General features: G+C 63.8%; 24 protein-coding genes. 9 read left to right on the forward strand and 15 right to left on the reverse strand.

The genetic code is table 11. From position 1 onward, the window contains the following. Window positions 1-101: 101 nt before the first annotated feature. Together groL and ABIB99_RS15835 are read left to right on the forward strand one after the other, a co-directional pair. Window positions 102-1,733 carry a chaperonin GroEL gene (gene groL / locus ABIB99_RS15830; RefSeq protein ID WP_354120842.1) on the forward strand — a complete coding sequence of 544 codons (1,632 nt, stop codon included), beginning with the start codon at window positions 102-104 and terminating at the stop codon, window positions 1,731-1,733. Between the two features lie 143 nt (window positions 1,734-1,876). After that, the gene (locus ABIB99_RS15835; RefSeq protein ID WP_354176502.1) at window positions 1,877-3,088 is read left to right on the forward strand and encodes a hypothetical protein; all 1,212 of its coding nucleotides are present in this window, start codon (window positions 1,877-1,879) and stop codon (window positions 3,086-3,088) included. Window positions 3,089-3,223: 135 nt separating this feature from the next. Here ABIB99_RS15835 and ABIB99_RS15840 read toward each other — a convergent pair whose 3' ends face one another. Both ABIB99_RS15840 and ABIB99_RS15845 read right to left on the reverse strand, forming a co-directional pair. Further along, window positions 3,224-3,622, reverse strand: coding sequence for an META domain-containing protein (locus ABIB99_RS15840; RefSeq protein ID WP_354176504.1), 399 nt, complete (start codon window positions 3,620-3,622; stop codon window positions 3,224-3,226). 239 nt (window positions 3,623-3,861) lie between these two features. Beyond that, window positions 3,862-5,526 (reverse strand): L-lactate permease, encoded by a 1,665-nt coding sequence (locus tag ABIB99_RS15845; protein ID WP_135214805.1) that lies wholly within the window; start codon window positions 5,524-5,526, stop codon window positions 3,862-3,864. Window positions 5,527-5,833: 307 nt separating this feature from the next. On the opposite strand from ABIB99_RS15845, the gene ABIB99_RS15850 reads away from it, so the two are divergent. Further along, entirely contained in the window at window positions 5,834-7,597 is a 1,764-nt protein-coding gene (locus ABIB99_RS15850; RefSeq protein ID WP_354176506.1) for an ABC transporter ATP-binding protein/permease, read from the forward strand. Window positions 7,598-7,855: 258 nt separating this feature from the next. On the opposite strand, the gene ABIB99_RS15855 is transcribed toward ABIB99_RS15850, so the two are convergent. The 4 genes from ABIB99_RS15855 to ABIB99_RS15870 form a co-directional block, all read right to left on the reverse strand. After that, the gene (locus ABIB99_RS15855) at window positions 7,856-8,887 is read right to left on the reverse strand and encodes a TorF family putative porin (protein WP_071909500.1); all 1,032 of its coding nucleotides are present in this window, start codon (window positions 8,885-8,887) and stop codon (window positions 7,856-7,858) included. A gap of 441 nt (window positions 8,888-9,328) precedes the next feature. Beyond that, window positions 9,329-9,703, reverse strand: coding sequence for a histone (locus tag ABIB99_RS15860; protein ID WP_071909499.1), 375 nt, complete (start codon window positions 9,701-9,703; stop codon window positions 9,329-9,331). A 68-nt stretch (window positions 9,704-9,771) separates the two neighbouring features. Continuing rightward, window positions 9,772-11,094: a glycolate oxidase subunit GlcF gene (gene glcF / locus ABIB99_RS15865; RefSeq protein WP_354176508.1), complete on the reverse strand. Its 1,323-nt coding sequence runs from the start codon at window positions 11,092-11,094 to the stop codon at window positions 9,772-9,774. Beyond that, a complete protein-coding gene (locus ABIB99_RS15870) occupies window positions 11,091-12,329 on the reverse strand; it encodes an FAD-binding protein (protein WP_354176509.1) in 1,239 nt (412 codons plus the stop codon). The genes glcF and ABIB99_RS15870 overlap by 4 nt, the downstream gene beginning before the upstream one ends. 221 nt (window positions 12,330-12,550) lie before the next feature. Between ABIB99_RS15870 and ABIB99_RS15875 the strand changes: the two genes are divergently transcribed. Then, window positions 12,551-13,033 carry a putative quinol monooxygenase gene (locus ABIB99_RS15875; protein WP_354176510.1) on the forward strand — a complete coding sequence of 161 codons (483 nt, stop codon included), beginning with the start codon at window positions 12,551-12,553 and terminating at the stop codon, window positions 13,031-13,033. Window positions 13,034-13,078: 45 nt separating this feature from the next. On the opposite strand, the gene ABIB99_RS15880 is transcribed toward ABIB99_RS15875, so the two are convergent. Both ABIB99_RS15880 and ABIB99_RS15885 read right to left on the reverse strand, forming a co-directional pair. Then, on the reverse strand, window positions 13,079-14,242 hold the full coding sequence (locus tag ABIB99_RS15880; protein ID WP_354176511.1) for an acyltransferase family protein: 1,164 nt from the start codon (window positions 14,240-14,242) through the stop codon (window positions 13,079-13,081). Window positions 14,243-14,268: 26 nt separating this feature from the next. Beyond that, window positions 14,269-15,762, reverse strand: coding sequence for an FAD-linked oxidase C-terminal domain-containing protein (locus ABIB99_RS15885; RefSeq protein WP_071909495.1), 1,494 nt, complete (start codon window positions 15,760-15,762; stop codon window positions 14,269-14,271). A gap of 264 nt (window positions 15,763-16,026) precedes the next feature. Between ABIB99_RS15885 and cycA the strand changes: the two genes are divergently transcribed. Further along, a complete protein-coding gene (gene cycA / locus ABIB99_RS15890) occupies window positions 16,027-16,422 on the forward strand; it encodes a cytochrome c-550 CycA (protein WP_014491900.1) in 396 nt (131 codons plus the stop codon). Window positions 16,423-16,540: 118 nt separating this feature from the next. Here the strand turns inward: cycA and ABIB99_RS15895 are convergent, their stop codons facing one another. After that, window positions 16,541-17,497: an alpha/beta fold hydrolase gene (locus tag ABIB99_RS15895; RefSeq protein ID WP_354176513.1), complete on the reverse strand. Its 957-nt coding sequence runs from the start codon at window positions 17,495-17,497 to the stop codon at window positions 16,541-16,543. Window positions 17,498-17,825: 328 nt separating this feature from the next. On the opposite strand from ABIB99_RS15895, the gene ABIB99_RS15900 reads away from it, so the two are divergent. Next, window positions 17,826-18,008, forward strand: a complete 183-nt coding sequence (locus tag ABIB99_RS15900) for a hypothetical protein (protein WP_063986707.1) — start codon at window positions 17,826-17,828, stop codon at window positions 18,006-18,008. A gap of 7 nt (window positions 18,009-18,015) precedes the next feature. Here ABIB99_RS15900 and ABIB99_RS15905 read toward each other — a convergent pair whose 3' ends face one another. The 3 genes from ABIB99_RS15905 to ykgO all read right to left on the reverse strand — a co-directional run bounded on the left by ABIB99_RS15905 (window position 18,016) and on the right by ykgO (window position 19,289). Further along, a complete protein-coding gene (locus tag ABIB99_RS15905; RefSeq protein WP_028147974.1) occupies window positions 18,016-18,276 on the reverse strand; it encodes a hypothetical protein in 261 nt (86 codons plus the stop codon). A 124-nt stretch (window positions 18,277-18,400) separates the two neighbouring features. Beyond that, on the reverse strand, window positions 18,401-19,057 hold the full coding sequence (locus tag ABIB99_RS15910; protein WP_094184308.1) for a tetratricopeptide repeat protein: 657 nt from the start codon (window positions 19,055-19,057) through the stop codon (window positions 18,401-18,403). A 106-nt stretch (window positions 19,058-19,163) separates the two neighbouring features. Further along, window positions 19,164-19,289: a type B 50S ribosomal protein L36 gene (ykgO, locus tag ABIB99_RS15915; protein ID WP_006611362.1), complete on the reverse strand. Its 126-nt coding sequence runs from the start codon at window positions 19,287-19,289 to the stop codon at window positions 19,164-19,166. 329 nt (window positions 19,290-19,618) lie between these two features. On the opposite strand from ykgO, the gene ABIB99_RS15920 reads away from it, so the two are divergent. Next, window positions 19,619-20,503 (forward strand): amidohydrolase family protein, encoded by an 885-nt coding sequence (locus tag ABIB99_RS15920; protein WP_028147972.1) that lies wholly within the window; start codon window positions 19,619-19,621, stop codon window positions 20,501-20,503. A gap of 98 nt (window positions 20,504-20,601) precedes the next feature. On the opposite strand, the gene ABIB99_RS15925 is transcribed toward ABIB99_RS15920, so the two are convergent. From ABIB99_RS15925 to ABIB99_RS15935, 3 genes are read right to left on the reverse strand one after another with little or no spacing between them, the layout of a single operon-like run. Then, the gene (locus tag ABIB99_RS15925) at window positions 20,602-21,099 is read right to left on the reverse strand and encodes a GlcG/HbpS family heme-binding protein (protein ID WP_354176516.1); all 498 of its coding nucleotides are present in this window, start codon (window positions 21,097-21,099) and stop codon (window positions 20,602-20,604) included. Between the two features lie 38 nt (window positions 21,100-21,137). Next, window positions 21,138-21,788 (reverse strand): hypothetical protein, encoded by a 651-nt coding sequence (locus tag ABIB99_RS15930; RefSeq protein ID WP_354176518.1) that lies wholly within the window; start codon window positions 21,786-21,788, stop codon window positions 21,138-21,140. A gap of 14 nt (window positions 21,789-21,802) precedes the next feature. After that, window positions 21,803-22,399 carry a superoxide dismutase gene (locus ABIB99_RS15935; RefSeq protein ID WP_028147969.1) on the reverse strand — a complete coding sequence of 199 codons (597 nt, stop codon included), beginning with the start codon at window positions 22,397-22,399 and terminating at the stop codon, window positions 21,803-21,805. A 533-nt stretch (window positions 22,400-22,932) separates the two neighbouring features. Here ABIB99_RS15935 and ABIB99_RS15940 point away from each other — a divergent pair. Further along, window positions 22,933-23,664 (forward strand): haloacid dehalogenase type II, encoded by a 732-nt coding sequence (locus ABIB99_RS15940; RefSeq protein WP_354176520.1) that lies wholly within the window; start codon window positions 22,933-22,935, stop codon window positions 23,662-23,664. A 41-nt stretch (window positions 23,665-23,705) separates the two neighbouring features. Beyond that, window positions 23,706-24,173 carry a YbaK/EbsC family protein gene (locus ABIB99_RS15945; protein ID WP_354176521.1) on the forward strand — a complete coding sequence of 156 codons (468 nt, stop codon included), beginning with the start codon at window positions 23,706-23,708 and terminating at the stop codon, window positions 24,171-24,173. Window positions 24,174-24,188 lie beyond the last annotated feature (15 nt).

The following is a 24,188-nucleotide window of genomic DNA, read 5'->3' on the forward strand; positions in this document are numbered from 1 at the left end:
AGCCTGAACAGCCGCTGAATGTCATGCCCGGATCGCGCGATCCGGGCATTCGGTCATTCCGCAAGCGGCAAACACATCACGAAACACGAGGGATTGAAGAAATGGCTGCCAAAGACGTCAAGTTTTCCGGAGACGCGCGCGATCGCATGCTGCGCGGCGTCGACATTCTCGCCAACGCCGTCAAGGTGACGCTCGGTCCGAAGGGCCGCAACGTCGTCATCGAGAAGAGCTTCGGCGCGCCCCGCATCACCAAGGACGGCGTCACCGTCGCCAAGGAGATCGAGCTCGAGGACAAGTTCGAGAACATGGGCGCCCAGATGCTGCGTGAGGTCGCCTCCAAGACCAACGACCTCGCCGGCGACGGCACCACCACCGCGACCGTGCTGGCCCAGGCCATCGTTCGCGAAGGCGCCAAGGCGGTTGCCGCCGGCATGAACCCGATGGACCTCAAGCGCGGCATCGACATCGCGGTTGCAGCGGTGATCAAGGACATTGAAAAGCGCGCCAAGCCGGTCGCCGCCTCCTCCGAGGTCGCCCAGGTCGGCACCATCTCGGCCAACGGCGATGCCGCCATCGGCAAGATGATCGCCCAGGCGATGCAGAAGGTCGGCAACGAGGGCGTCATCACCGTCGAGGAGAACAAGTCACTCGACACCGAGGTCGACATCGTCGAGGGCATGAAGTTCGACCGCGGCTATCTGTCGCCCTACTTCGTCACCAACGCCGAGAAGATGACCGCCGAGCTCGAGGACGCCTACATCCTCCTGCACGAGAAGAAGCTGTCCGGCCTGCAGGCCATGCTGCCGGTGCTGGAAGCCGTGGTGCAGTCGGGCAAGCCGCTCGTCATCATCGCCGAGGACGTCGAGGGCGAGGCGCTGGCCACCCTGGTCGTCAACCGCCTGCGTGGCGGCCTGAAGGTCGCCGCCGTCAAGGCGCCGGGCTTCGGCGACCGCCGCAAGGCCATGCTCGAGGACCTCGCGATCCTCACCGGCGGCCAGCTCATCTCCGAGGACCTCGGCATGAAGCTCGAGAACGTCACGGTGAAGATGCTCGGTCGCGCCGGCAAGGTCGTGATCGACAAGGAGAACACCACGATCGTCAAGGGCGCCGGCAAGAAGCCGGAGATCGAGGCCCGCGTCGGCCAGATCAAGGCCCAGATCGAGGAGACCACCTCGGACTACGACCGTGAGAAGCTCCAGGAGCGCCTCGCCAAGCTCGCCGGCGGCGTCGCGGTGATCCGCGTCGGCGGCGCGACCGAGATCGAGGTCAAGGAGAAGAAGGACCGCGTCGAGGACGCGCTCAACGCCACCCGCGCCGCGGTGCAGGAAGGCATCGTCCCCGGCGGCGGCGTCGCGTTGCTGCGTGCCAAGAAGGCGGTGGGCCGTCTCACCAACGCCAATGCCGACGTCCAGGCCGGCATCAACATCGTGCTGAAGGCGCTGGAAGCCCCGATCCGCCAGATCTCCGAGAACGCGGGCGTGGAAGGCTCGATCGTCGTCGGCAAGATCCTGGAGAACAAGTCCGAGACCTTCGGCTTCGACGCCCAGAACGAGGACTATGTCGACATGGTCGAGAAGGGCATCATCGATCCCGCCAAGGTGGTCCGCACCGCGCTGCAGGACGCCTCGTCCGTGGCCGGCCTGCTGGTGACCACCGAGGCCATGGTCGCCGAAACGCCGAAGAAGGAAGCTCCGGCCGCCATGCCGGGCGGCGGCGGCATGGGCGGCTTCTAAGCCTCCGTTCCGTTACAATGTTGCGAAGGCCGCCTCCGGGCGGCCTTCTTTTTTGCCGACCCTGCCCCTTCTGCTTTCCAATTCAACCGGCGGCCAAAACCCACTACGGTGGCGCGCCGATTCGATTGCGCGAGGATTCATCGATGCGTGCGCTTCTGGTTTGTTCGACAGCCCTTTTGGCGGCCCTGCTTGCCGTCTCGCCCGATGTCGCATCGGCCCAGATGAAGCTGTCGCCGAAGGCCACGGCGCCGGGCGGGACGGAGACCCGCTATTTCACCTCGATCGACGGGCTGATGGACGGCAATGCCGACGTGATCCTGAAGGAGACGCGGCAGGGCAAGACGGTGACGGCGGCCGTGCTCGACGTCTGCTATCCCGTCGCAAAGAATTCCGACCGCAAGGACCGCTTCGTCGTCAATCTCCAGGTCGCGGGCCAGAACCTGACGGGCACGACGCAGAGCCTCGGCGAGAAGGCGCCCGTCACCGTCAAGCTGCTGCGCAAACAGTCCGGCGACACGTTCGAGTTCCGCGGCCAGATCGCGATCGGCCAGGCCGTGACCGAAGTCACCTCGCCCGACAATTCCGATCTCAGCGAGAAGGAATTTCAGGACAACCAGACCTCCGACGACGGCATCACGCCGCAGCCGAAGGATTTCACCGACGTCTCGCCGGAAGCGATCGCGGTCAAGGTCAAGCTGGATGCGGCGACCGAGTTCCTGAAGAGCCTGAAGGGCCAGGACGTCGAGGTGACGCTGGCGAGCCTGACCGTCGGCTGCGACGCGCTGCGTGCCGGCGAGCAGACCATCAACATGTCGGTTGATCCGGAACGCGCAGGCTCCCTGCTGGCGAAGTTCAAGGCGATGCCCGGCGTCACCGCGGCGGGCTGGACCGCGGGCATGACCGAGATGGATCGCACCATCCGCTTTCCCGCGGCCGACTGGCGCGACGGCGACAAGATCAGCCGGGACAAGCTCGCCTCAGCCGTCGCCGGCGTGATGAGCCGGACGCTTGCGGCAAAGCAGGTCTCGCACAGCTTCAACCCGGCCACCGGCAAGCTCAAGCTCGTCTTCAAGCGGCCGAACCAGGATTTTCCGGCACTCGAGCTCACCGACACGATCGAGGTTGCAGGCCTCATCTCGCCCGACAAGCCCGGCACGACCGATAGACTGATGCTTTGGATCGGCAGCCCCTCGACCACGACCGCCGATGAGAGCAGCGGCGCCAAGCTCAATCTCTCGGATGACGCTTCGGCCGACGAGGAGGGCGATCAGCCTGACGACAACGGCTCAGTCGAGGCCCTCGCGAAAGAGCTGAAAGGCCAGCGCTGGGACGCCGACAAGTCGGTGTGGAAGTAGGCGTAGACACCCACTCTCGCCGTCATCGCCCGGCTTGACCGGGCGATCCAGTACTCCGAGACAGTTGTGGTTGAATCGAGAGGCCGCGGCGTACTGGGTGCCCCGGTCAAGCCGGGGCACGACAGCGATCGCGCCTCAATTCCCCGTCGTGCGAAAGCGCAGCGGCTTGGGGCCGACGAGCGTCAGCACGTCGCCCTGACGCTTCCAGGTCTCGACGCTGCTCAGCGCCGCGACGAGCTCGTCGTCGGCCTGCGCTCTGGCCGGCGGGCAGGAACGATCCTGGATCTGGCCGGGCATGAAGATCACCGTGTTGCCGGCGACCGAGAACTGGCCCTTGCCGCCCTTGCACCAGAGCTCCAGCACGACTTCGCCATTGTCGCCGATCTCGATGTTCGGAATCCGCTTCGAGCCCGGCTGCGGCAGGGCCTCCAGCGTCATCTCGGTACCGAACGGAAAACCGTCCTCTGCACGCGCGAGCGTGGACATCGCGAGCATTGCAACCGCCAAACACGCCATCTGCTTTAGCGAAACCATGAGACCTCTCGACCGACCTGATTTGCGGCACCTTCTATAAGACGGCGACGCAGTTGAGAAGGTTCGCGGACGCTAAAGCGCGATGAGATTGGGACGAATCGTCATCGCGCTTCAGGTTGTTGTTTGAGCATGATTTTTTCGGAAAACCGCTTCGCACTTTTCCGGATCATGCATCAGATGCAAAAATCCCCGCAAGGCGAAGCCCTGCGGGGATTTGCGTTGAAGCGAGACGTGGCCTGCTACTTCAGCACCATCGCCGTGAACGGCCAGACATAGGCCTGCAACGTCACGAACAGGCCGACTAGGGAGGCCAGCACGATCGAGTGCCAGAATACGAAGCGCAGGATCGTGCCCTCATGGCCGTACCAGTTGGTGGCAGTGGAGGCGACCACGATCGATTGCGCGTCGATCATCTTGCCCATCACGCCGCCGGACGAGTTGGCCGCGGCCATCAGGATCGGCGACAGGCCGAGCTGCTCGGACGTGATCTTCTGGAGGTTTCCGAACAGCACGTTGGAGGCGGTGTCCGACCCCGTCAGCGCCACGCCGAGCCAACCGAGCAGCGTGCCGAAGAAGGGATAGAGCACGCCCGTTGCGGCAAAGGCGAGGCCGAGCGTTGCGTCGACGCCGGAGAGCCGCGTCAGCGTCCCGATTGCGAGCATCGCCGAGATCGTGATCAGCGAGATCGCGCAGAGCCGGATGGTGCGGCCGTATTGGATCAGCAGCCTGCCGGGACCGACACCCATCAGGAAGCCTGAGATGATCGCCGCGATCAGCATGCCCGTGCCGGTGAAGGACAGGTAGGTGAAGCCGAACACTGCACTCTCTTTGGTCGGCCCTGGCGCGACCGGCGGCATCTTGTTGATCATCTGATGCAGCTCGGGAACGGGATAGTTCCAGGTGAAGATCGAGTTCGCCCAGGTCTTGAAGCCGCCGTTGCCCCAGACCAGCATCACGATGCAGACGATGATCCATGGCAGCAGCGCGCTGAACAGCTCGCTCTGCGTCAGCGGCGTCTTGTCGAGCGGCTTGGCCGCGGCCATGGTGGAGGCCGATTCATCGTTCCCGCGCAACGCTGGCGACAACCAGAGCTGCCTCGGTTGCCAGACCTTCAGGAACAGGATCAGCGCGCCCATCGAGATCAGCGACGCCCCGATGTCGACGATCCAAGGATTGATGAAGTTCGAGATCACGAATTGCGGGACCGCGAACGACACGCCGGTGACGAGGATCGCCGGCCAGACGTCCTTCATGCCCTTCCAACCCGCAAACGCCCACACCACCCAGAACGGCACGATCAGAGAGAAGATCGGCAACTGCCGTCCGACCATCGCGCCGAGGATGTAGGGATCAAGCCCGGTGACCGAGGCAAGACCCTGGATCGGCGTGCCCAGCGCGCCAAAAGCGACCGGCGCGGTATTGGCGATCAGCGACAGGCCGGAGGCCGCGAGCGGCGAGAAGCCGAGCCCGATCAGCACGGCGCCCGTGATGGCGACCGGCGTGCCGAAGCCCGAGGCTCCCTCGAAGAACGCGCCGAAGGAGAACGCGATCAGCAGCAATTGCAGCCGCCGGTCCTCGGTGACGCCGCCGACCGCGCGCTTGAGCAGCTCGAAGCGCCCGGTGGTGACCGTCACCTGGTAGAGGAAGATGACGTTGAGAACGATCCAGCCGATCGGGAAGAAGCCGGTCACGATGCCGAGGATCGAGGCGCGGATCGACATGTTCGCCGGCATGGTGAACACGAAGATCGTGATCAGGTTGGCCACGATCACGGCGATGATTGCAGCAATATGGGCCTGGACGCGACCGCTCGCGATCAGGATCAGCAGCGTGACGACGGGTATTGCCGCCGCGATCGTCGACAGCACCGGGCTGTGCAGCGGGTCATAGACTTGATTCCACATGGTCTTCCTCCCCCACGCCTGTTGCGGCAGGCGGCCCGCGTGGACAGCCGAACCTGCTTGACGCTGGAAGCGATAACCCCCGAGCTGGACGCGAATTCCTCGCGAGTGCGGCGGTTCCCGTCCGCTCACAAGCCCGCGAAGTCCCGGAGGCCCCCACCCCGCGCCGTTGTACCCATGCTAGGGTTGCAAGCTGCGACAAGCCAACGCAAATTGCTGAACTTGCGACTTTAGTCTAAGCGCTTTCTGCCGTTGCCACAGCCATTTGGCCTATGGGCGTTGTGCACATCCCCTCAGGAGACAGAGCTCTGTGAAGAACATCAGCGCCACGCTCGCGATCGTCTGGCGAATCGCCGCCCCCTATTTCCGATCGGAGGACAAGTGGGTCGGCCGCGGCCTGCTCGCCGCCGTGATCGCGATCGAGCTGGCGCTGGTCGCGATCGACGTGCTGGTGAACCAGTGGCAGAACCGGTTCTACAGCGCGCTCCAGAACAGCGACTGGGACGCCTTCGTCACGCAGATCTGGATCTTCATCGGCCTCGCCTTCACGGCGATCGCGCTGGCGGTCTACAAGCTGTACCTGAACCAGTGGCTCCAGATCCGCTGGCGGCAGTGGCTCACCCAACACTATCTCCGCGAATGGCTCGACGGCTCGACGCATTACCGCATGCAGCTCAAGGGCGATGCGGCCGACAACCCGGACCAGCGCATCACCGACGACGTCAAGAACTTCGTCGAGCAGACCCTGACGATCGGACTGGGCCTGCTCTCGTCGATCGTGACGCTGTTCTCCTTCGTGATCATCCTCTGGGGCCTGTCCAACGCCGCGCCGCTGCACCTGTTCGGCACCGATCTCATGATCCCCGGCTACCTGTGCTGGGGCGCGCTGATCTACGCGATCTTCGGCACCGCGTTGACGCACTGGATCGGCGCCCCGCTGGTCAATCTCAATTTCGAGCAACAGCGCTATGAGGCCGACTTCCGCTTCAACCTCGTCCGCGTCCGCGAGAATTCCGAGCAGATCGCGCTGCTCAAGGGCGAGGGTGCCGAACGCGGCGGTCTCTTCCGTCGCTTTGGCTTCGTGATCGGCAACTGGTACGCCATCATGAGCCGGACCAAGCGCCTCACCGCGTTCACGGCGAGCTATCAGCAGGCTGCCGTGATCTTTCCCTACGTGCTGGTGGCGCCAGCCTTCTTCGCCAAGAAGATCCAGCTCGGCGACATGATGCAGACGGCATCGGCCTTCTCGAGCGTCCAGGGTGCGCTGTCGTTCTTCGTGGTGGCCTACCGGGCGCTGGCGGAATGGCGCGCGATCGTCGCCCGTCTCGACGGCTTCGAGATGTCGGTGGCCTCGGCCGCACACCCGCCGACGCATGAGCCGACCATCGGCCTTGCACCATCCGGCAGCACGACGGCGATCGCGCTCAAGCAGCTGCTTGTGAAGCTACCGAACGGTGCGCCTCTGGTCGCAGCCGATGCCTTCACGATCCAACCGGCGGAGCGGGTCTTGGTGACCGGGCCGTCGGGCTCCGGCAAGTCGACGCTTTTCCGGGCCATCGCCGGCGTCTGGCCGTTCGGCACCGGCACCATCGCCATACCCGGGAAATCGAAGCTGATGATGCTACCGCAGCGCCCCTACTTCCCGATCGGCCCGCTAGGCGACGCGGTCATCTACCCGGCAGAACATGGCGCCGTCGCACCGGAGAAAATCCGGGACGCACTCATTGCGGTCGGCATGCCGAAGCTGGCCGAGCGACTCGACGAGGACGGTCATTGGAACAGGACGCTCTCGCTCGGCGAGCAGCAGCGCCTGGGGCTCGCGCGCGCCCTGCTGCACGTGCCGGATTATCTGTTCCTCGACGAGGCCACGGCGTCGCTGGACGAACCATCGGAAGCCCGGCTGTACCGGCTGCTGGCGGAGAAGCTGCCGCAGGCCACCATCGTCTCGATCGGCCACCGCTCGACCCTCGACGCCTTCCACACCCGCAAGGTGGCGTTGGTGAAGGATGGCGAGATCCACGTTCTCGGCAAGGACGGCGAGCCGGCCCAGGCGGAGCCGACCGCGGCGAGCTGAGGTGGCACAACCAAGCCTGAGGCTAACCTCGATAGGACCTTCGTTGCAGCCATCCTTCGAGACTCCCGCCTCCGGCGGGCTCCTCAGGATGAGGTCTGTCCTCGCGGCAAGATCCTAGACCCTCATGGTGGGGAGCGCCGCCCTTGCGGCGCGTCCCGAACCAATGCAGGCCGAGCGCTCTCACAGACGACCCTACGCCCAAAGCAAAAGGGCGGCAGATTGCTCTGCCGCCCTCGTTAGGTCGTCTCGGGAAGAAACTTACTTCAGGTTGGTCATCGCCGTCAGGTCGACCGAGAGCTTGGCGACGCCGGCCGCGCTGCACCAGTTGGAGCCGAACGCCGTGGCCGCGTTCGCGCCGCCATTGATCGGCGTCACGAAACCAGGGCTAGAGTTGGTAGCCGAGAAATCGCTGGTGAAGGCGTTGCAGTTGCCCTTCGAGAGGTCGGTGTCGTAGTAGCGCAGATCGAGGGTGAACACCTTGTAGGTGAAGCCGACGCCGACGTTCCAGGTGTTGTAGCTCGGCTCCTTGATGCCGTTGGAGTACAGCGGGTCGCCGGCAATGCCGTAGAAGATGTCGGACGTGCCGAGCCACTGACGGCCGAATTCACCCGACACATACATGCCGACGCCACTGGCACCGAACGTGGTGCTCGGCGCGGTCCACTTGGCGGTGATCGAGGCGTAGTTGCCCCAGGCACCGAGGTTCAGGAAGTTCGGCGAATAGTACTCGTTGAAACCAACGACCCACTGATCGTTGATGTTGAGATTCAGCTTGGCATAGACTTCGTAGAAGCTTGCGTCCTTCTTGGCGAAGTTGCCGTTGATCGGCAGGCCGATCGCGCCCTGCGAATTGTCGAGGCCGGTGCCGCAATTGCCCTGGGCGAGGGTGCCCTGCGAACCGAAGCAGCTTCCGCCCGGATAGAGGTAGCCCCAGATACCGAAGTCGAAGGCGAACATGCCGAAGGTCGGGCGGATACCGCCGTAGATGTCGACTTCAGCCGCGGCGCGGTTCGGGAACGAGATGCTCTCCGCGGACGCACCGACGTAGAGCTGGAGGTCCTTGTTGACGTTGTAGCGCGGCTCGAAATAGGCGGCGACCGACGGATTGTGGTTCGACTGAGTAACGCCGCGGAAGATGTAATCGCTCATGATGCCGGCGCCGAAGGCGACATCCCAGGGGTCAAAGGCGGGCGGCGGCGGGGCCTTCAGAGCCTTGACCGGCATGTCTGCCGCGAAAGCCGAACCCGTCACCATTGCCAGCGCCGTTGCCAACAAAGCCACTTTTTTCATTTCAATCCCCATCACCAGTTCCACCCAGTCGGTTTCCCGGAAGCCCCCCGGGCCGTACGACCTGACTGCAAAATTTCGTTACCGCGACAATCTGGCTGGGAGGATGCGAACCGTGAAGCAAAAATCACGGGCATCTGCCGACTTTTTGGGCGTTCTGACGATTCCACAGAAGGTTATCCGCCTGTGTTGCTTCTCGATCACATTATTTGCATTCCAAAGTGCACAGAGCCGCCCGGATTAATACGGGAGCCGCCGGTGCAGTGGTGCCTGTGACACGAATCGGACTGACGAAAGAGAAACGACAACCCGACCGCGACCATTGTGACGATGCAAAAAGGCCGCAGCGTCACCGCTGCGGCCTTCCTGTTGTCGGTCGTTGTCGTCGGGATGGACCCAGCCTTTGCCCTCACCTTGGACCTGACTTGGACCCTACCTCGGGGCCTAACCTTGCCCCTCAGCCGGCGTCGGCTCCGCAGAAGACGAAGGCATCGCCCAGCTTGTCTCGGCGGCGGGCTCCGGAGCCGGAGCCGCCACCGGCGCTGAGGGCTTCGGCGCAGGAGCTGCCTTCGCCTTCTTCGGCGCCGCTTTCTTTGCGGCCTTCTTCGGTGCAGCCGGCTTGGCAGCCTTCTTGGCCGACTTCTTCGCAGCCTTCTTGGCGGCCTTCTTCGGGGCGGCCTTCCTGGCAGATTTCTTCGCAGACTTCTTGGCAGACTTTTTCGCGGACTTCTTGGCTGCCCTCTTCGCGGTCTTCTTCGCCGCTACAGCCTTCTTGGCCTTTTTGGCCTTCTTGCTTTTTTTCTTCTTCGCTTTCGCCATCGTGGTCCTCCTGTTGCCGCCGAACAATGGTCGATCGGGCGTCTTCAGCCGTCACCTCCGGACGAAGGCTAGCTCGAGGCATTCAATGCCGGCCGCGACCCGCCCGTAGCCCAATCGAGAAGCTCAATCGTGTGTACGACCGGAACTGACGTGCCACTGGCAATCTGCACCATGCAGCCGATATTGCCCGCGGCAATCATGTCCGGCTTGACGCTTGCGATGTTGGCGACCTTGCGGTCGCGCAACCGGCCCGCAAGCTCGGGCTGGAGAATGTTGTAGGTCCCCGCCGAGCCGCAACACAAATGGCTCTCCGGCACATCTTTCACCACGAATCCATTCTTGGAAAGCAATTCTTTCGGAAGGCCCGTGATTTTCTGCCCGTGCTGCAACGAACACGCGGAGTGATAGGCGACGACGATATTGTCCTGTGGCGTAGTGGTCGCGAGCTCGAGGCCGGCGACGAATTCGGTGATGTCCTTGGCGAGCGCGGACACCTGCGCCGCATCGGCGGCGAACGCCGTGTCCTCGCGCAGCAGATAGCCGTAGTCCTTGATCACCGTGCCGCAACCGGAGGCCGTCACCAGGATGGCGTCGAGCCCCTCGCCGGCCGCTTCCTTTCGCCACGCCGCGACGTTGGCGCGGGCCCGCGCCAACGCATCCTGGTCGTTGCCCAGATGGTGGGTCAGCGCGCCGCAGCACTGCTCGTCCCGGACCAGGACAACCTCGATGCCGTGGCGGGTGAGGAGGCTGATGGCGGCCTGGTTGATGCGCGGCGCCAGCACCTGCTGGGCACAGCCCTGCAGCAGCGCGACCCGGCCGCGCTTCTTGCCGAGTGCCGCGAACACGCTGCCGGGGAGCGGGCCGGGCGACGGCAGACGGTTCGGCGCCAGCGCCAGCATCGCCTTGAGGCGCTGGATCAGACCGGGTGTCGCCGACGGCCGCGGCGTTGGCAGGAATACGGCAAGCGGACGGGCGAGGCGCGCCAGCCACATGCCGGTGCGGAAGAGCTGCGGATTCGGCAGGACAAAGGCCAGCACCTGGCGCAACAGCCGCTCCGTCAGCGGCCGCTGATAGCGCTGCTCGATCCTAACCCGGGCCTGGTCGACGAGGTGCATGTAGTTCACCCCTGAGGGGCAGGTCGTCATGCAGGACAGACACGACAGGCAGCGGTCGACATGCTTGACCACCTCGGCCGTCGGGGTCTGGTCCTTCTCCAGCATCTCCTTGATCAGGTAGATGCGGCCGCGCGGGCTATCGAGCTCGTCGCCGAGCAGCACATAGGTCGGACAGGTTGCAGTGCAGAAGCCGCAATGGACGCAGGTGCGCAGGATCTTGTCGGCTTCCGCGATGTCGGGGTCGGCGAGCTGCGCCAGTGAGAATTCGGTCTTCATGCCGCAGCGCCCCGCGTCAGCCGCCCCCGGTTGAGAATGGTTTTCGGATCGAAACTGGCGCGGACCCGATCGCTCAGCGCGGCAATGCCGGGCGCCTGCGGATGGAACACGTCGACACCGCGCCTGACGTCCTCGGCCGCCCGGATCAGCGTGGCGTGCCCGCCGACCGCATCCGCGCGCTGGCGCACGGCCGGGGCATGCGCGTCGGCCTTCGGCGGCAGCGCGGCCCAGATCAGGCCGCCGCCCCAATCGTAGATGATGTCGCCGCCGGTCTCGCGCGCCAGTTGGGTCCCGAGCGCCGCGCCGGAAGCCGGCGGACAAACGATCCGCCACACCGGCCAGGCCCCAACTGCACCGCCGGCCGCGAACGGCAGGACGTCGCGGATCGTGGCCCACAATGCGGCGGACGCCACATCCTCGACCAGCGTCGCGGTTCCGAACGGCGCCAGCAATTCGCGCAGCGAGCCGGCGCGGTGCGCTGCGGACGCCGTGATGCCCTCGAGCCGCAGCACGGTTAGCGCTTCGCCCTGGCTGGCGATGTCGCCAAGCCCGTCGGTCTTCGCCCGGAACGCCGATTTCGGCAGATGCGCGGCGGCGGAGACGTCGAAGGGCGAGCCGAGCGCCGCGGTCATCGCCTTGTTGGCGGCGGCATCGTCGAGCCCGCGCAGCAGCAGTGTCCGCTCCGCCTCGGGCTTCGGCATCACCTTGAGCGTGACTTCGGTCATCACCGACAGCGTGCCCCAGGACCCCGCCAGCAGCTTGCAGAGGTCGTAGCCGGTAACGTTCTTCACCACCTTGCCGCCGGTCTTGAAGCTGTCGCCGAAACCGGAGACGGCGTGCGCCCCGAGCAGGTGATCGCGCGCCCCGCCCGCCTTGATCCGCCGCGGACCGGCGAGGCCGGCCGCGATCATGCCGCCGATGGTGCCCAACGCGGGCGTGCCGAGCAGCGGCGCCGTATTCATCGGCTCGAAGGCGAATTGCTGGTTCTTGGCATCGATCAGCGACAGCACGTCGGCCAGCGGGGCGCCGGCCTGGAGCGTGACGATCAGCTCGTTGGGTTCGTAGGAGGTGACGGCATTCAGCGCGGAGAGGTCGAGCACGGCGTTGGTCGCCATCGTGTGGCCAATGCTGCGCTTGCTGCCATGACCGATGATCTCGAGCGGCTGCTCGTTGGCAATCGCCGCGCGCACCACCTCTTCGACGTCTTTGGCGTCTCTGACCCTGAGCGTATCCACGGGAAAAGGCGGTAGCGAAATTCGCCGCCAAAATCAAATGCGGCGTGACGCCGGCGATCAGCGCCGGTGCAGTCGGGGATCCTGCTCGGGCGACCACAACGCTTCGATCATGATCGAAGCGTTCACGACATCGACACTTCGATCAGCGGCGAACCAAAGCCGGCAGGCCCTCGCTACAAGCTGGCGCCGATCGCGATCGAGGCCAACCGATGGAGACAAGCATGCGATCGACACATCAGCGGCTGGTGCCGCGTGTCCACGAAGCGTTCAGCCGCAGGTCGGTGATCCGGGCCTTCGGAGCCGTCCTGGCGATCTATCTCTCGCCATGGGCGGCGTCATCTCAAGCCCAGCAGCAAGGAGCAAGGACCATGAACCACTATGCCACGCAGAAATCCCTCAGCGACGCCGTCGACGGCGGCGGCCTGCTCGTCGTCGCACAATGGGAGGCCAAGCCCGGCGAGGCCGAAAAGGTCGCCGCGATCCTCGACCGCTTCCTGCCGGAGGCGCAGCGCGAGGACGGCGTCAAGTTGTTCCTGATCTCGCGCGCCAGGGACAATCCGGCCCAGTTCCTGTTCTACGAGCTGTTCCGCGACGAGGCGGCTTTCAAGGCGCATCAGGAGAGCGCACATTTCAAGACCTGGATCGCCGGCGAAGCCCTGCCGCTGCTGGCGAAGCGCGAACGGGCTCAATACGCACTCATGTAAACACCGGCTCGTATGCCGCGGTTCGATCTGGACCGCGGCATACGACTATATGATCGCGCGCAGCGGCGATCTGCGTAGGATCAGCGCCGAGACGGCCAAGCTGCCGATCGCGGCCAACATGGTCAGCAGTAGCGCCTTCGTGAGTGCGAAGAGCGGCAGTGCGTGCAGAAGCAGGGCAAAGCCGACCAGGATCGGCGGATGGATCAGGTAGACGCCGAAGGCGTTGTCCGAGAGCCATTTGGCGACCGGCCCTTGCGCGTCGAAATAGCGGCGGTAGACGGCCAGCATCAAGAGACCCATGCCGACGCAGACCAGCGCCTCCCACAGGCACTTCCCGGCACTGACGACGTTGAAGCCGCCTGCATAGAGCGCGGTGTCACCCTGCAGGCCTCCCCCGAACAGCACGAGCGCTGCAAACAGCGGCACAGAGAGCGACAGCGCGAGCAGTCCCCAGCGGATACAGGAGCGCGCGGCAAGCCCAAGCATCCAATTGCCGCGATAGCCGACGGCGCCGGCTGCGAACATGAGAGCGTATTGCGGGAGATCGCCGGGGTGAACGTTGAGCACGGAGGTATCGGCGTGGATGGCAATGCGAACGGCGAAGGTGAGTGCCGCCATGGCCGCAACGAACAGAACAATCCCCGTGCCGCACAGCGCAACCTCGGGCTCCCGCCATCCAGTCTGGCGGATCAGGCCATAGAGGAGCGAGACCAGCAGCAGCACCGCGCAAAACCACATCGGTCCCGTCTCGGAAAGCCATTCGCCGTCCATCAGATGGGTCAGCCATTGATGGCCGAAACCGCCCTTGCCCCAAGTCCATGACAGAAAATACTGCGTCAGTGGGCCGATCACCAACATGTAGAGCAAAGTCGGCAAGCCGAGCCTGATCAGCCGATCACGCGCAAATTTCGAAAGTCCTTTCCGATCGAAGGCGCCGACCGCGAAATAGCCGGCGATGAAGAATAGCGCGGCCATGAAGAAGGCCTGGAGGAAGCTCTGATAGATGCCGAAGAAGAGGGCCGTGCCGAACCCGGTCTCCCGCCGGTCGACATAGTACCAATTGCCGAACGGACTGTAGGTGTCGGCTGCGTGCATGCTCAGCACAAGAATGATCATCGACCAGCGGATGTTGTCGATGAACAGCAGGCGCGACTTCGCCAGCGGCCTGCCCGGCGCTTCTTTCGTCACACTGATCCGAACGTCCGCCATGTCGCCGCCATGCCGGCTATCGACCGTCAGAACCGCGGAATGTCCGGGAATGCCACCTTCCCGGCATGCACATGCATGCGGCCGAGCTCGGCGCAGCGGTGCAGGGTCGGAAACACCTTTCCGGGGTTGAGCAGGCCCTGCGCGTCGAAGGCACATTTCAGGCGCTGCTGCTGGTTGAGGTCGATCTCGGTGAACATCTCCGGCATCAGGTCGCGCTTCTCGATGCCGACGCCGTGCTCGCCGGTGAGCACCCCGCCGAACTCGACGCAGGCGCGCAGGATGTCGGCGCCGAAGGCCTCGGCACGCTCGATCTCGCCGGGCTTGTTGGCATCGTAGAGGATCAGCGGATGCAGATTGCCGTCGCCGGCGTGGAACACGTTGGCGCAGCCGAGCTGGTACTTCTCCGAAAGCTCCCGGATGCGCGCCAGCGCCTTCGGCAGCGCGCCGCGGGGAATCGTGCCGTCCATGCAGAGATAATCGGGCGAGATGCGGCCCACGGCCGGAAATGCGGCTTTGCGGCCGGCCCAGAACAAATTGCGCTCGGCCTCCGAGGTCGAGATCTGGCAGGTGGTCGAACCGCAAGCGTTCGCGATGGTCTCGACGCGCGTGATCAGCTCATCGACCTCGATCTTGGGACCGTCGAGCTCGATGATGAGGAGCGCTTCGACGTCGAGCGGATAGCCGGCATGGACGAAGGCTTCCGCGGCGTGGATCGCCGGCTTGTCCATCATCTCCATGCCGCCGGGAATGATGCCTGCGCCGATGATGCGCGCCACGCATTCGCCGGCCGCCTCGACCTGCGCGAAGCCGACCATCAGCGCCCGCGCCGTCTCCGGCTTTTGCAGGATGCGCACAGTGATCTCGGTGATGACCCCTAGCAGCCCTTCCGAGCCGGTGATGACGCCCATCAGGTCGTAGCCGGTGTGCTCCGCCGACTTCCCGCCGATGCGCAGGATCTCGCCGCTCATCAGGACAATCTCGCAACCGAGCACGTTGTTGGTGGTCATGCCGTATTTCAGGCAGTGCACGCCGCCGGAATTCTCCGCGACATTGCCGCCGATCGAGCATGCGATCTGCGAGGACGGATCGGGGGCGTAGTAGAAGCCGGCATGCGCGACCGCCTGGCTGATGGCGAGATTGGTGACGCCGGGCTCGGTGACGACGACGCGGTTGTCGAAATCGATCTCGCGGATCCGCTTGAACTTGCCGAGCCCGAGCAGCACGCCATCTTCCAGCGGCAGCGCGCCCCCGGACAGCGAAGTGCCGGAGCCGCGCGGAACCACCTTGATCCCCTGCCCGGCACAATATTTCAGGACGAGCGAGACCTGCTCGGTGGTGTCGGGCAGCACCACGACCATCGGCGGCTGCCGATAGGCCGTCAGCCCGTCGGATTCGTAGGCCCGCATCTCGGAGGCGCTGTCGATCACGCCCTCGCCGGGCACGATTGCGCGCAATGCAGCCACGATCTCAGCGCGGCGCGCCAGCACGGTCTGGTCGCTCGCGGGCATCATGATGGCCATAACATATCCTTCCGACTCGTAGCCCACGATCAAATTGTCGCGGCAAATCAACCACGTCCGCGCCTGTTTGGGTAGGCCATCCGAAGGTCGGAGCGGCGATCTTCGGCGAGTTCGCTCTGGGACAAGTAGGGCAGCATGAAACCTGTCATGGTTTCGCGGCTTGTCCAAGCCGGGCGGGCCTGCCAAAACCGGCGGGTCCGTCGTTTGCCGACCAGGCAAGACCGACCAGCCTAGACCCACCAGGGAAGAGACGAAGAGCACCCGATGACAAAACTGACTTTTGGCGCACTGATGATCCTCACCGTGACTGCCACCGCACCCGCCGCGATGGCGCAGGATGTTGCGGCCGGCAAATCGTCGTTCAACAAATGCCTGGCCTGCCACGCCATCGGCGAAGGCGCCAAGAACAAGGTCGGCCCCGAGCTCAATGGCCTCAACGGCCGCAAGTCAGGCACCGCGCCGGACTACAATTATTCGGATGCGAACAAGAATTCCGGCATCACCTGGGACGAAGCCACGTTCAAGGAATACATCAAGGACCCCAAGGCCAAGATCCCCGGCACCAAGATGGCGTTCGCCGGCATCAAGAACGAGAACGAGATCAACAATCTCTGGGCCTTCGTCGCGCAGTTCGACAAGGACGGGAAAATCAAGCAGTAAGCGCGTGAACGGCGGCCGCCCGAGCTTCGGTTCTGATTGAGTCAGAACCGAAGCTCGGGCTTCTTGTTTTGACGCGTTTTCTTCACGCGAACCGGTATCCACTTCGCTCGAAAACGCTTTAATCGGCGGCCGCCTGCGCCGGGACGATTTTCCCGATCATCGTCTCGATCTCCGTCTTCACCAGATCCGGCACAGCGTTCTGCACCATGTGGCCGAGATCGGGCAGCACGATCAGCTTTGCACCCGGCACCATCGCGGCGAAGGGACGCGCGTGGATGGCGGTCTTCACCGTCTTGTCGGGCTCGCCGGCGATGATCGTGACCGGTGCCTTGATCTCGCCATAACGCGCAGCCTGCGCCGTCACCGCCTCCTTCAGCGTCACCAGGTCGTAGGCATTGGCGATGAACTCGCGCGGGCGCAGCAATAGCGGCGTCGCGGAGTCCTGCACGAAGCCGTCCGGCATGGTCTGCGGCAGGAAGACGCTGCGCGCGCCGGCCTCGGCAACGAAATACCCCATCGGCAGCGTGATGGTGTAGGCGAGCAGCGGGCCGATCACGGGCGTTGCGATGATCTCGTTGTAGCGGCCGACGCCGCCGCGCCAGGGATGGGTCACCGGCGCCAGCATGACGAGACCGGCGACGCGGCCGGGATGATCGAGCGCGATCCGCGCGCCGAGCGCACCGCTCCAGGAATGCACGACGAAGACCGCGCGATCGATCCCGAGCTTACGAAGCGCCTCGTCGATCATTCGGGCCTGAATCTGCGGCGTCGAATCCTGCCGCCGCATCCGCGTGCTCCAGCCGTGACCGGGACGGTCGATCAAAATGACGCGATGGTCTTTGGCCAGGAGGTCGCCGAGCGGACGCCGCATCGCTTCGAGATTGGAGCTCGCGCCGTGCAGCATCACGATCGGCACGCCTGAACCACGCGGACCGATATCGACGACGTGAAGCACAGCGCCGTCGACCTCGACCATCCGGCCCTGAGGCGGAAAGGCGCGTTGCACGGCGAGGACGCCGGCCTGCGTGGCCAGCGCCAGCAGCACCAGCGCGGTCACGACTGACATCACGATCATGGAGAGAATCCGGACGGTCCAGGGCACCTGGCAGTTACGAGACTAGCGGGCGGCAGTTTCGCTCCGTGGAACCCGGCGCTCCACTTGAAAAGCCGAGGCTGTGGATATGTGCATAATTCGAGTGTGAAAAAAGGCAATAAAATCAATGGCATTCCCCGCAGCGCGCAAGCCTCGGACCAGCTTCATGCAGTCGTCATCGCGGCTTCCATATAATCGCCACGGTCGGTTCCGCCATCTAGGCGCGGGTGGGCGCCGATCCTCCTCGCAAACTCCAAGGGGATGCGGGAAGGCCGGCAGGATGTGTCCTGATTTGAACCGGAGAATGTCGATGAGCTTCAGATCCAAAGACACTGCGATCGACGAGATCGTGGCGAGCTGCAACGGTGACCTGCGCGGTGCAGTGCGGGCACTGCTTCTGATCAACGAGCATCTCGAGACGGAGCTTGCAAAGGCTTACGCCGCGGCCGCCGATCACGGCCTTGTCGAGCGCGCCGGTAGCGTCCTGCACTAAGTGCAGGCTAGTTCGTTCCGTCCTCGTCCTTTTCCTCGTCGGGTGTGACCGCAGGGCAGGCGCGGATCGTCGAACGGGCAAGCTTGGCATCGGCCCTGGACTTGTAGGGACCGTCGCCGAACCAGATGTCGCCGATGATCACGGGATTGCTGGTTACGATGTTGCATTTGCCCGTGGCGCGATTGCCGACCACCCAGAACAAGCCGTCGGCGAGGCTCACCGAGCCCGACGCGAGCAGCAATACACCTGCAAAGATCAAACGCTTCATGGCCGTGCTCCTGCCATGCAGGTAGGCCTGCGCGCGCTTCAACAATACCCCTGAGAACGCCGCACGTGTGATCGTGGTTAATCCGCGCACGCTGCAATCACTCGGGAAATGATCAACTTGTCCGCTAGATGTCGCGGCCTTCGACCTTCTCGGTCAGCGCCTTGACCTGCTCGGGGATCTTCTCGAGGTGCGGATTGACGGCCAGCGCCTTGCGGTAGGCCTCGAGCGCACGTTTCTCGTCACCAACCTCCTGCATGATCATGCCGAGGCCTGCGAGCGCGCCGAAATGGCGAGGCTCCCGGATCAGCACCTCGCGGATGTCGGCAAGCGAGCGGCCGTAGTCATTCTGCATGTAGTAGAGCGTGGCGCGCCGGTTCCAGGCCTCAATGTAGTCGGGCCTGAGCTTGATGACAGAATCCAGCAGCTTGATCGCGATGTCGATCTTCTGCGCGTCGACCGCGGTCTTGGCCCGCGCCATCAACAGCGATGCGGTGTCGCTCGGGGTCTGGATCCAGATCGCCCAGATCCGCGCCTCGACATGCTTGGCGCTGGCCTCGTCGGGCGCGGCCTTCAGCGCGCCGAACAGGAAATCGAGATTCTTGCTGCGGTCGACCTTGGGCAGCTTGGCCGGCGCCTCCGGCAGCTTCTTCTGTTCCTTGCCGGGAGGGGCAGGCAGCTCTTTCTGCGCCAGGGCTGGCGTAAGGCCAGTGGCGCCCAGCACAAGGGCCAGACACAGGGTGCGCGCGAAAGGGAAGCTCACTGCTAGGAATCTCACTGCCATGCGCAAAGTCTAAACGCGCAAAGCCGCCCTTGCAAAGCAAAGGCGGCGTCAAACTCGTGTGAGCCGTGGTCTTGCGGGGCGCGCGGAGGCGACCGCGAGGGCAATATCAGCCCTGGCGAGCCTTGAAGCGGCGCTGCACCTTATTGATCACATAGACCCGGCCCTTGCGGCGGACCAGGCGGTTGGCGCGATGGCGACCGCGCAGCGACTTCAACGAGTTACGGACCTTCATGGCAGAATCCTGAACGTTCGAAAGGCCGTGTTCGGCACTACCGTTTAGGCACGCGCGAATGTGGCAAAATGAGATCTTTCCCGCTGGCGGACCGACCGCCCGGGACGGGGCGGTTCTTAAGGCATGGGAGGACCGGATGTCAATGTTAACTGCCCGGTTCCGGACCAGCAAATTCTGGAAAACAACCCCATGCAAAGTAGAAAGCAAGTAGAAACGGCCGGATCGGCCCGATCTACGCATTTGTCGACTTGGGGCTTCACTTCGACGACGCGCCTTGCCAAATTCGTTATATCATATAATCAATTCGGCAACCCGTCGGGAGGAAACCAATGCCGAAGCTGAAGCTGCCCAACATCGACGATGTCGTCGCCATCGACATCCACACCCACGCCGAGGAGCCCTGCGGCACCCATCCCGACGACGGCTATGACGATTTCCAGGCGCAGATGGCGGACTATTTCAAGTCGCCGCACAAGCATCCGCCGACCGTGCCGGAGACCGCGGCCTACTACCGCTCCAAGAACATCGCCGCGGTGATCTTTCCGGTCGATGCCGAGCGCGAGACCGGCTTCCGCCGCTACAAAAATGAGGAGATGCTGGAGATCGCCTCCGACCATCTCGACGTCCTCATCCCCTTCGTCTCGATCGACCCGCACAAGGGCAAGCTCGGTGTGCGCGAGGCGCGCAAGCTGATCGAGGAATACGGCGTCCGCGGCTTCAAATTCCATCCGACCATGCAGGGCTTCTACGCCAACGACCGCATGGCCTATCCGCTCTACGAAGAGATCAACAATGGCGGCGCGATCGCGCTATTCCACACCGGCCAGACCGGCGTCGGCTCGGGCATGCCCGGCGGGATGGGCATGCGGCTGAAATATTCCAACCCGATGTACATGGACGACGTGGCCGCGGATTTCCCCGACCTCAAGATCATCCTCGCCCACCCCTCCTTCCCCTGGCAGGAGGAAGCGCTCTCGGTCGCGACTCACAAGCCGAACGTCTACATCGACCTCTCGGGCTGGTCGCCAAAGTATTTCCCGCCGATCCTGGTGCGCTACATCAACTCGATCCTTCAGGACAAGATGCTGTTCGGCTCGGACTGGCCGGTGATCACGCCGGACCGTTGGCTGTCGGACTTCGCAAAAATCGAGATCCGCGACGAGATCCGGCCGAAGGTGCTGAAGGCCAACGCGCGCAGGCTGCTGGGGATCTAGCCGCGTACTCATCGCCACGGCGCATTGAGGGCTTCGACCGGTTGCCGAAGCCCTCACGCTCAGGCGCTCGAGGCCTCGCTGAGGCGGGCAAGGCGGCCCTAAAACTCCAGCTTGTCGCGTATGGCGTCGATTCCGGCCCTGGCGCAGGCTTCGTCAGCATCACCGCCGGGCGCCCCAGACACACCGACGGCTCCGACCAGCGAACCGCCCGCTTCGACAATCAATCCGCCACCTATAATGACCGTGCCGGGGAGATTGCGGATACCGGCCTGCATCATGCCAGGTTGGCTGACGGCATTCAGTTCGGTGGTGCTGGTACGGAATGTTGCTGCGGTCCACGCCTTGCCCGAGGCCGTTGAAACGGTGTGAGCACCTGCGAACCTGTCAAGAAGGATCACCTGTGTCCCCCCGAAGCGATCGACGACCGCGACGGCGACCTGGTACCCGCGTGATCGGCAATCGGCAAGCGATGCCCGGGCCAGATCAAGCGCCAGCTCGGGACTCAGGGATTTGTAGGTCGCGAGCGGCTCCTGCGCCGTTGCCGGGTGCGCGAGCATCAACAGGACGGTGCCCGCAAGCAGGGTTCGAGCGAGCATGGTTTCTCCGACGTGAGCGGGTCGACGCCGATGTTAACCTAGTTCAGCGCACCGTATGTCAGGTCGTCGAATACGGTGACACTGTCGGCCTTGGTCCACAAGCCGATCATGCCGGCGTCCCTGATCGATTCGTCCTCCACCTCGAACATCGGCTTGCCGTCATACGTCACCTTGAATAGCTTTCCCGCGAATTCGCAACGTAGGGAATGCCATTGACCTGACGGCACCGATACCTTGACGCCATAGCCGCCTTTCCGGCCGACAATATCGAGCGCGCTGCGAACACCCTTGATCGTCTTGTAGAGCACAACATTGTCTTCAAGCGCGTTGGCCCGCACGACATAGTAATTGTCGGCATCCTTTGCGCGCCAGACAATACCGGCCGCACGATCCTCGGAGCCTGCGATCGCCTTGAACTTGACCTCGACGAACCCGTCTAGGATGCTGGTGCCGCTCCTGAGCGCCACTGGAAACGTCGCCTGACCGGATTGTTTCAGGACGTTCGGCTTGCTTGGCGCCGTAGACTCCACCTCGACCGTCCATTTGGGCTGGCCACGACCCGTCATCGTCAGAGTCCAGCCTTCGGGCGCTGCGCCGGTTGCTGCGTTGTCAAAATTTACAGTTTCTGCCATCGCGTTTCCTTCCACCAACAATAGGAACAACGCCGCCCCCAAGAGCGCTACGCTCATTTCTTGCACGACGTCTAAGCTTCCCGCCTGTATTGATCGTACAGTGTTGCAGCGTTGTCCCATTTGATCGCTTCCATGTAGATGTCGACATATTTCGCGGCCGCGGCGCCATAATCCATGTGATAAGCGTGCTCATACATGTCGAGCACCAGCACGGGGCGTCCGCCGGCCAGCGTCGTCGTGTGGTCGGCGGCCCACTGATTGACCAGCCGCTTGTCGCGCGGTGAGTAGGAAAGAATCACCCAGCCGGAGCCGCCGCCTTCGGCCTTGCCCATGGCGGAGAACTCCGCGCGCCACCGCTCCATGCTGCCGAAATCGCGTGCGATCGCGTCGGCAAGTGGTGTGCTCGGCTTGCCGGCACCGCCGAGCCCGTCGAAATAGATTTCGTGGAGGATCATCGAGTTTGACGCGACGAGTTCCTCGCGCTTCAGGCCGTTGATGACGAAGTTCGGAGCTTTCGCGAAGTCGAGCTCGGCGAGTTGCGTTCCGATTGCGTTGAGTCGCTTTACGGCACCGACATAGTTGTTCTCGTAGTGGCTGACGAGCACCTTCTCCGAGATGCCGGCAATGGATTTCGGATCGAACGGCATCGGCTTGGGCTGGTATGTCATTGGCCTGGCTCCTGTCGGCTGATTGGCTTGCGCAAGGGCTTGCGTCCCCGCGAGTATTGCGGTCGATGCCGCGGCGGCCCCCACGCCCCTGATGAAGTCTCGGCGGTCGGTATTCGTCGTCATGGAGTCCTCCACGTCATCGTCGTCCCCGACTTGCCCCGTGTGCTCGCTAGCTCTTGGTGCTCGCCGTCTTGTCGAGTGCGCAAATAGACCGCGCGGTCCTTGTCGATACGGACATCGACGAGGGTCGGCGCGCTGGCGGCACCAATTGACGGGACAATTTCTCTGATGAGATCGAGATGAAACAAGACATGCGGCGTCCTTGGTGACCAGGACGCGATACTTGGGCATGTCGCCTCGCGGGGAGATCGCAAATCCCCGTACCCTGAATTAAACGCCTGCCGGCGGCAGTGTCAATCTGCTGCGCGAGGTCGACGGGGTGACGATTGTTTGAAGAAGGTTCCGACCTTGTCGAGTACCGGGCCGTTTCGGTATTGTCCGTGCGCCACCGCAAAGTCCCAAAGGAGCGAGCCATGAGCATCAAGGCCGTCGTCTTCGACGCTTACGGAACGCTGTACGACATCCAGTCGGTCGCAGAGATCACCGAGGATGCTTTTCCGGGCTATGGCGAGATCATCACGCAGGTCTGGCGGATCAAGCAGCTCGAATACACCTGGTTGCGCTCGCTGATGCGGCGCTACCAGGATTTTGCCGCCGTCACGCGCGACTCGCTCGCCTATACGCTGCGCCTGCTCGGGCTTGCCTACGAAGGCGAAGCGTTCGAGCGGGTGATCGAGAAATACCTGGATCTCGATCTCTACCCCGATGCAGCCGCCGCGCTTGCCGCGCTGAAGCCGCGAAAGCTCGCCATCCTCTCGAATGGCAGTCCGGACATGCTGAATGCGCTCGTGCGCAATTCTGGGCTCGACCGTCTGCTCGATGCCACCATCAGCGTGGATGCGAAGAAGGTCTTCAAGCCGTCTCCAGAGGCCTACACGCTGATCGGCGAGACGTTCGGCACCAGGCCGGATGAGGTTCTGTTCGTCTCGTCCAATCCCTGGGATGTCGCCGGCGCGAAGTCGTTCGGGCTGAACGTCGCCTGGATCGAACGCGTGACGCCCGAGGCGATGGCGCTGGCTTGCGTCGAGAACGAACTCGTGGCACCGCTGACGATGTACAAGGCGATCCGGACCCAGATGGACGAGCTTGGGTTCGCGCCGGATCATCGTGTCCGCGCGCTCTCGGAACTGCCAACGATCGCCTAAGCATTGCCGCCCGCCCATGAGTCTGGAATGAGCTGTTTGGAATGAGCCTTCAATCCGTTCGCGCCTTCTTCGCCGAGAAAGCCCCCGACATCTCCGTCATCGAATCCCCGATCAGCTCGGCCACGGTGCCGCTGGCCGCCGAAGCCTATGGCGTCGAACCCGGCCGGATCGCCAAGACCCTGTCGTTGCGCATCGGGGACCGCGTCATCCTGATCGTCGCCGCCGGCACCTCGCGCATGGACAACAAGAAGGTCAAGGCTGCGTTCGGCGGCAAGCCGAAGATGCTGGGGCTGGAGGAGGTTGCCGAGATCACCGGCCACGAGGTCGGCGGCGTCTGCCCGTTCGGACTGAAGTCGCCGCTGCCGATTTATTGCGACGTGTCGCTGAAGGCGTTCGACGTGGTGGTGCCCGCCGCAGGCTCGACCCACAGTGCCGTACGCATCGCGCCCGAGCGGATGGCGGAGCTCACCGCGGCCGAATGGGTCGACGTCTCCGAGCACAGGCCTTAAGGCGGCTCTGGCCTG

This window comes from Bradyrhizobium sp. LA6.1, from assembly GCF_040547805.1.
Classification (GTDB): Bacteria; Pseudomonadota; Alphaproteobacteria; order Rhizobiales; family Xanthobacteraceae; genus Bradyrhizobium; species Bradyrhizobium barranii.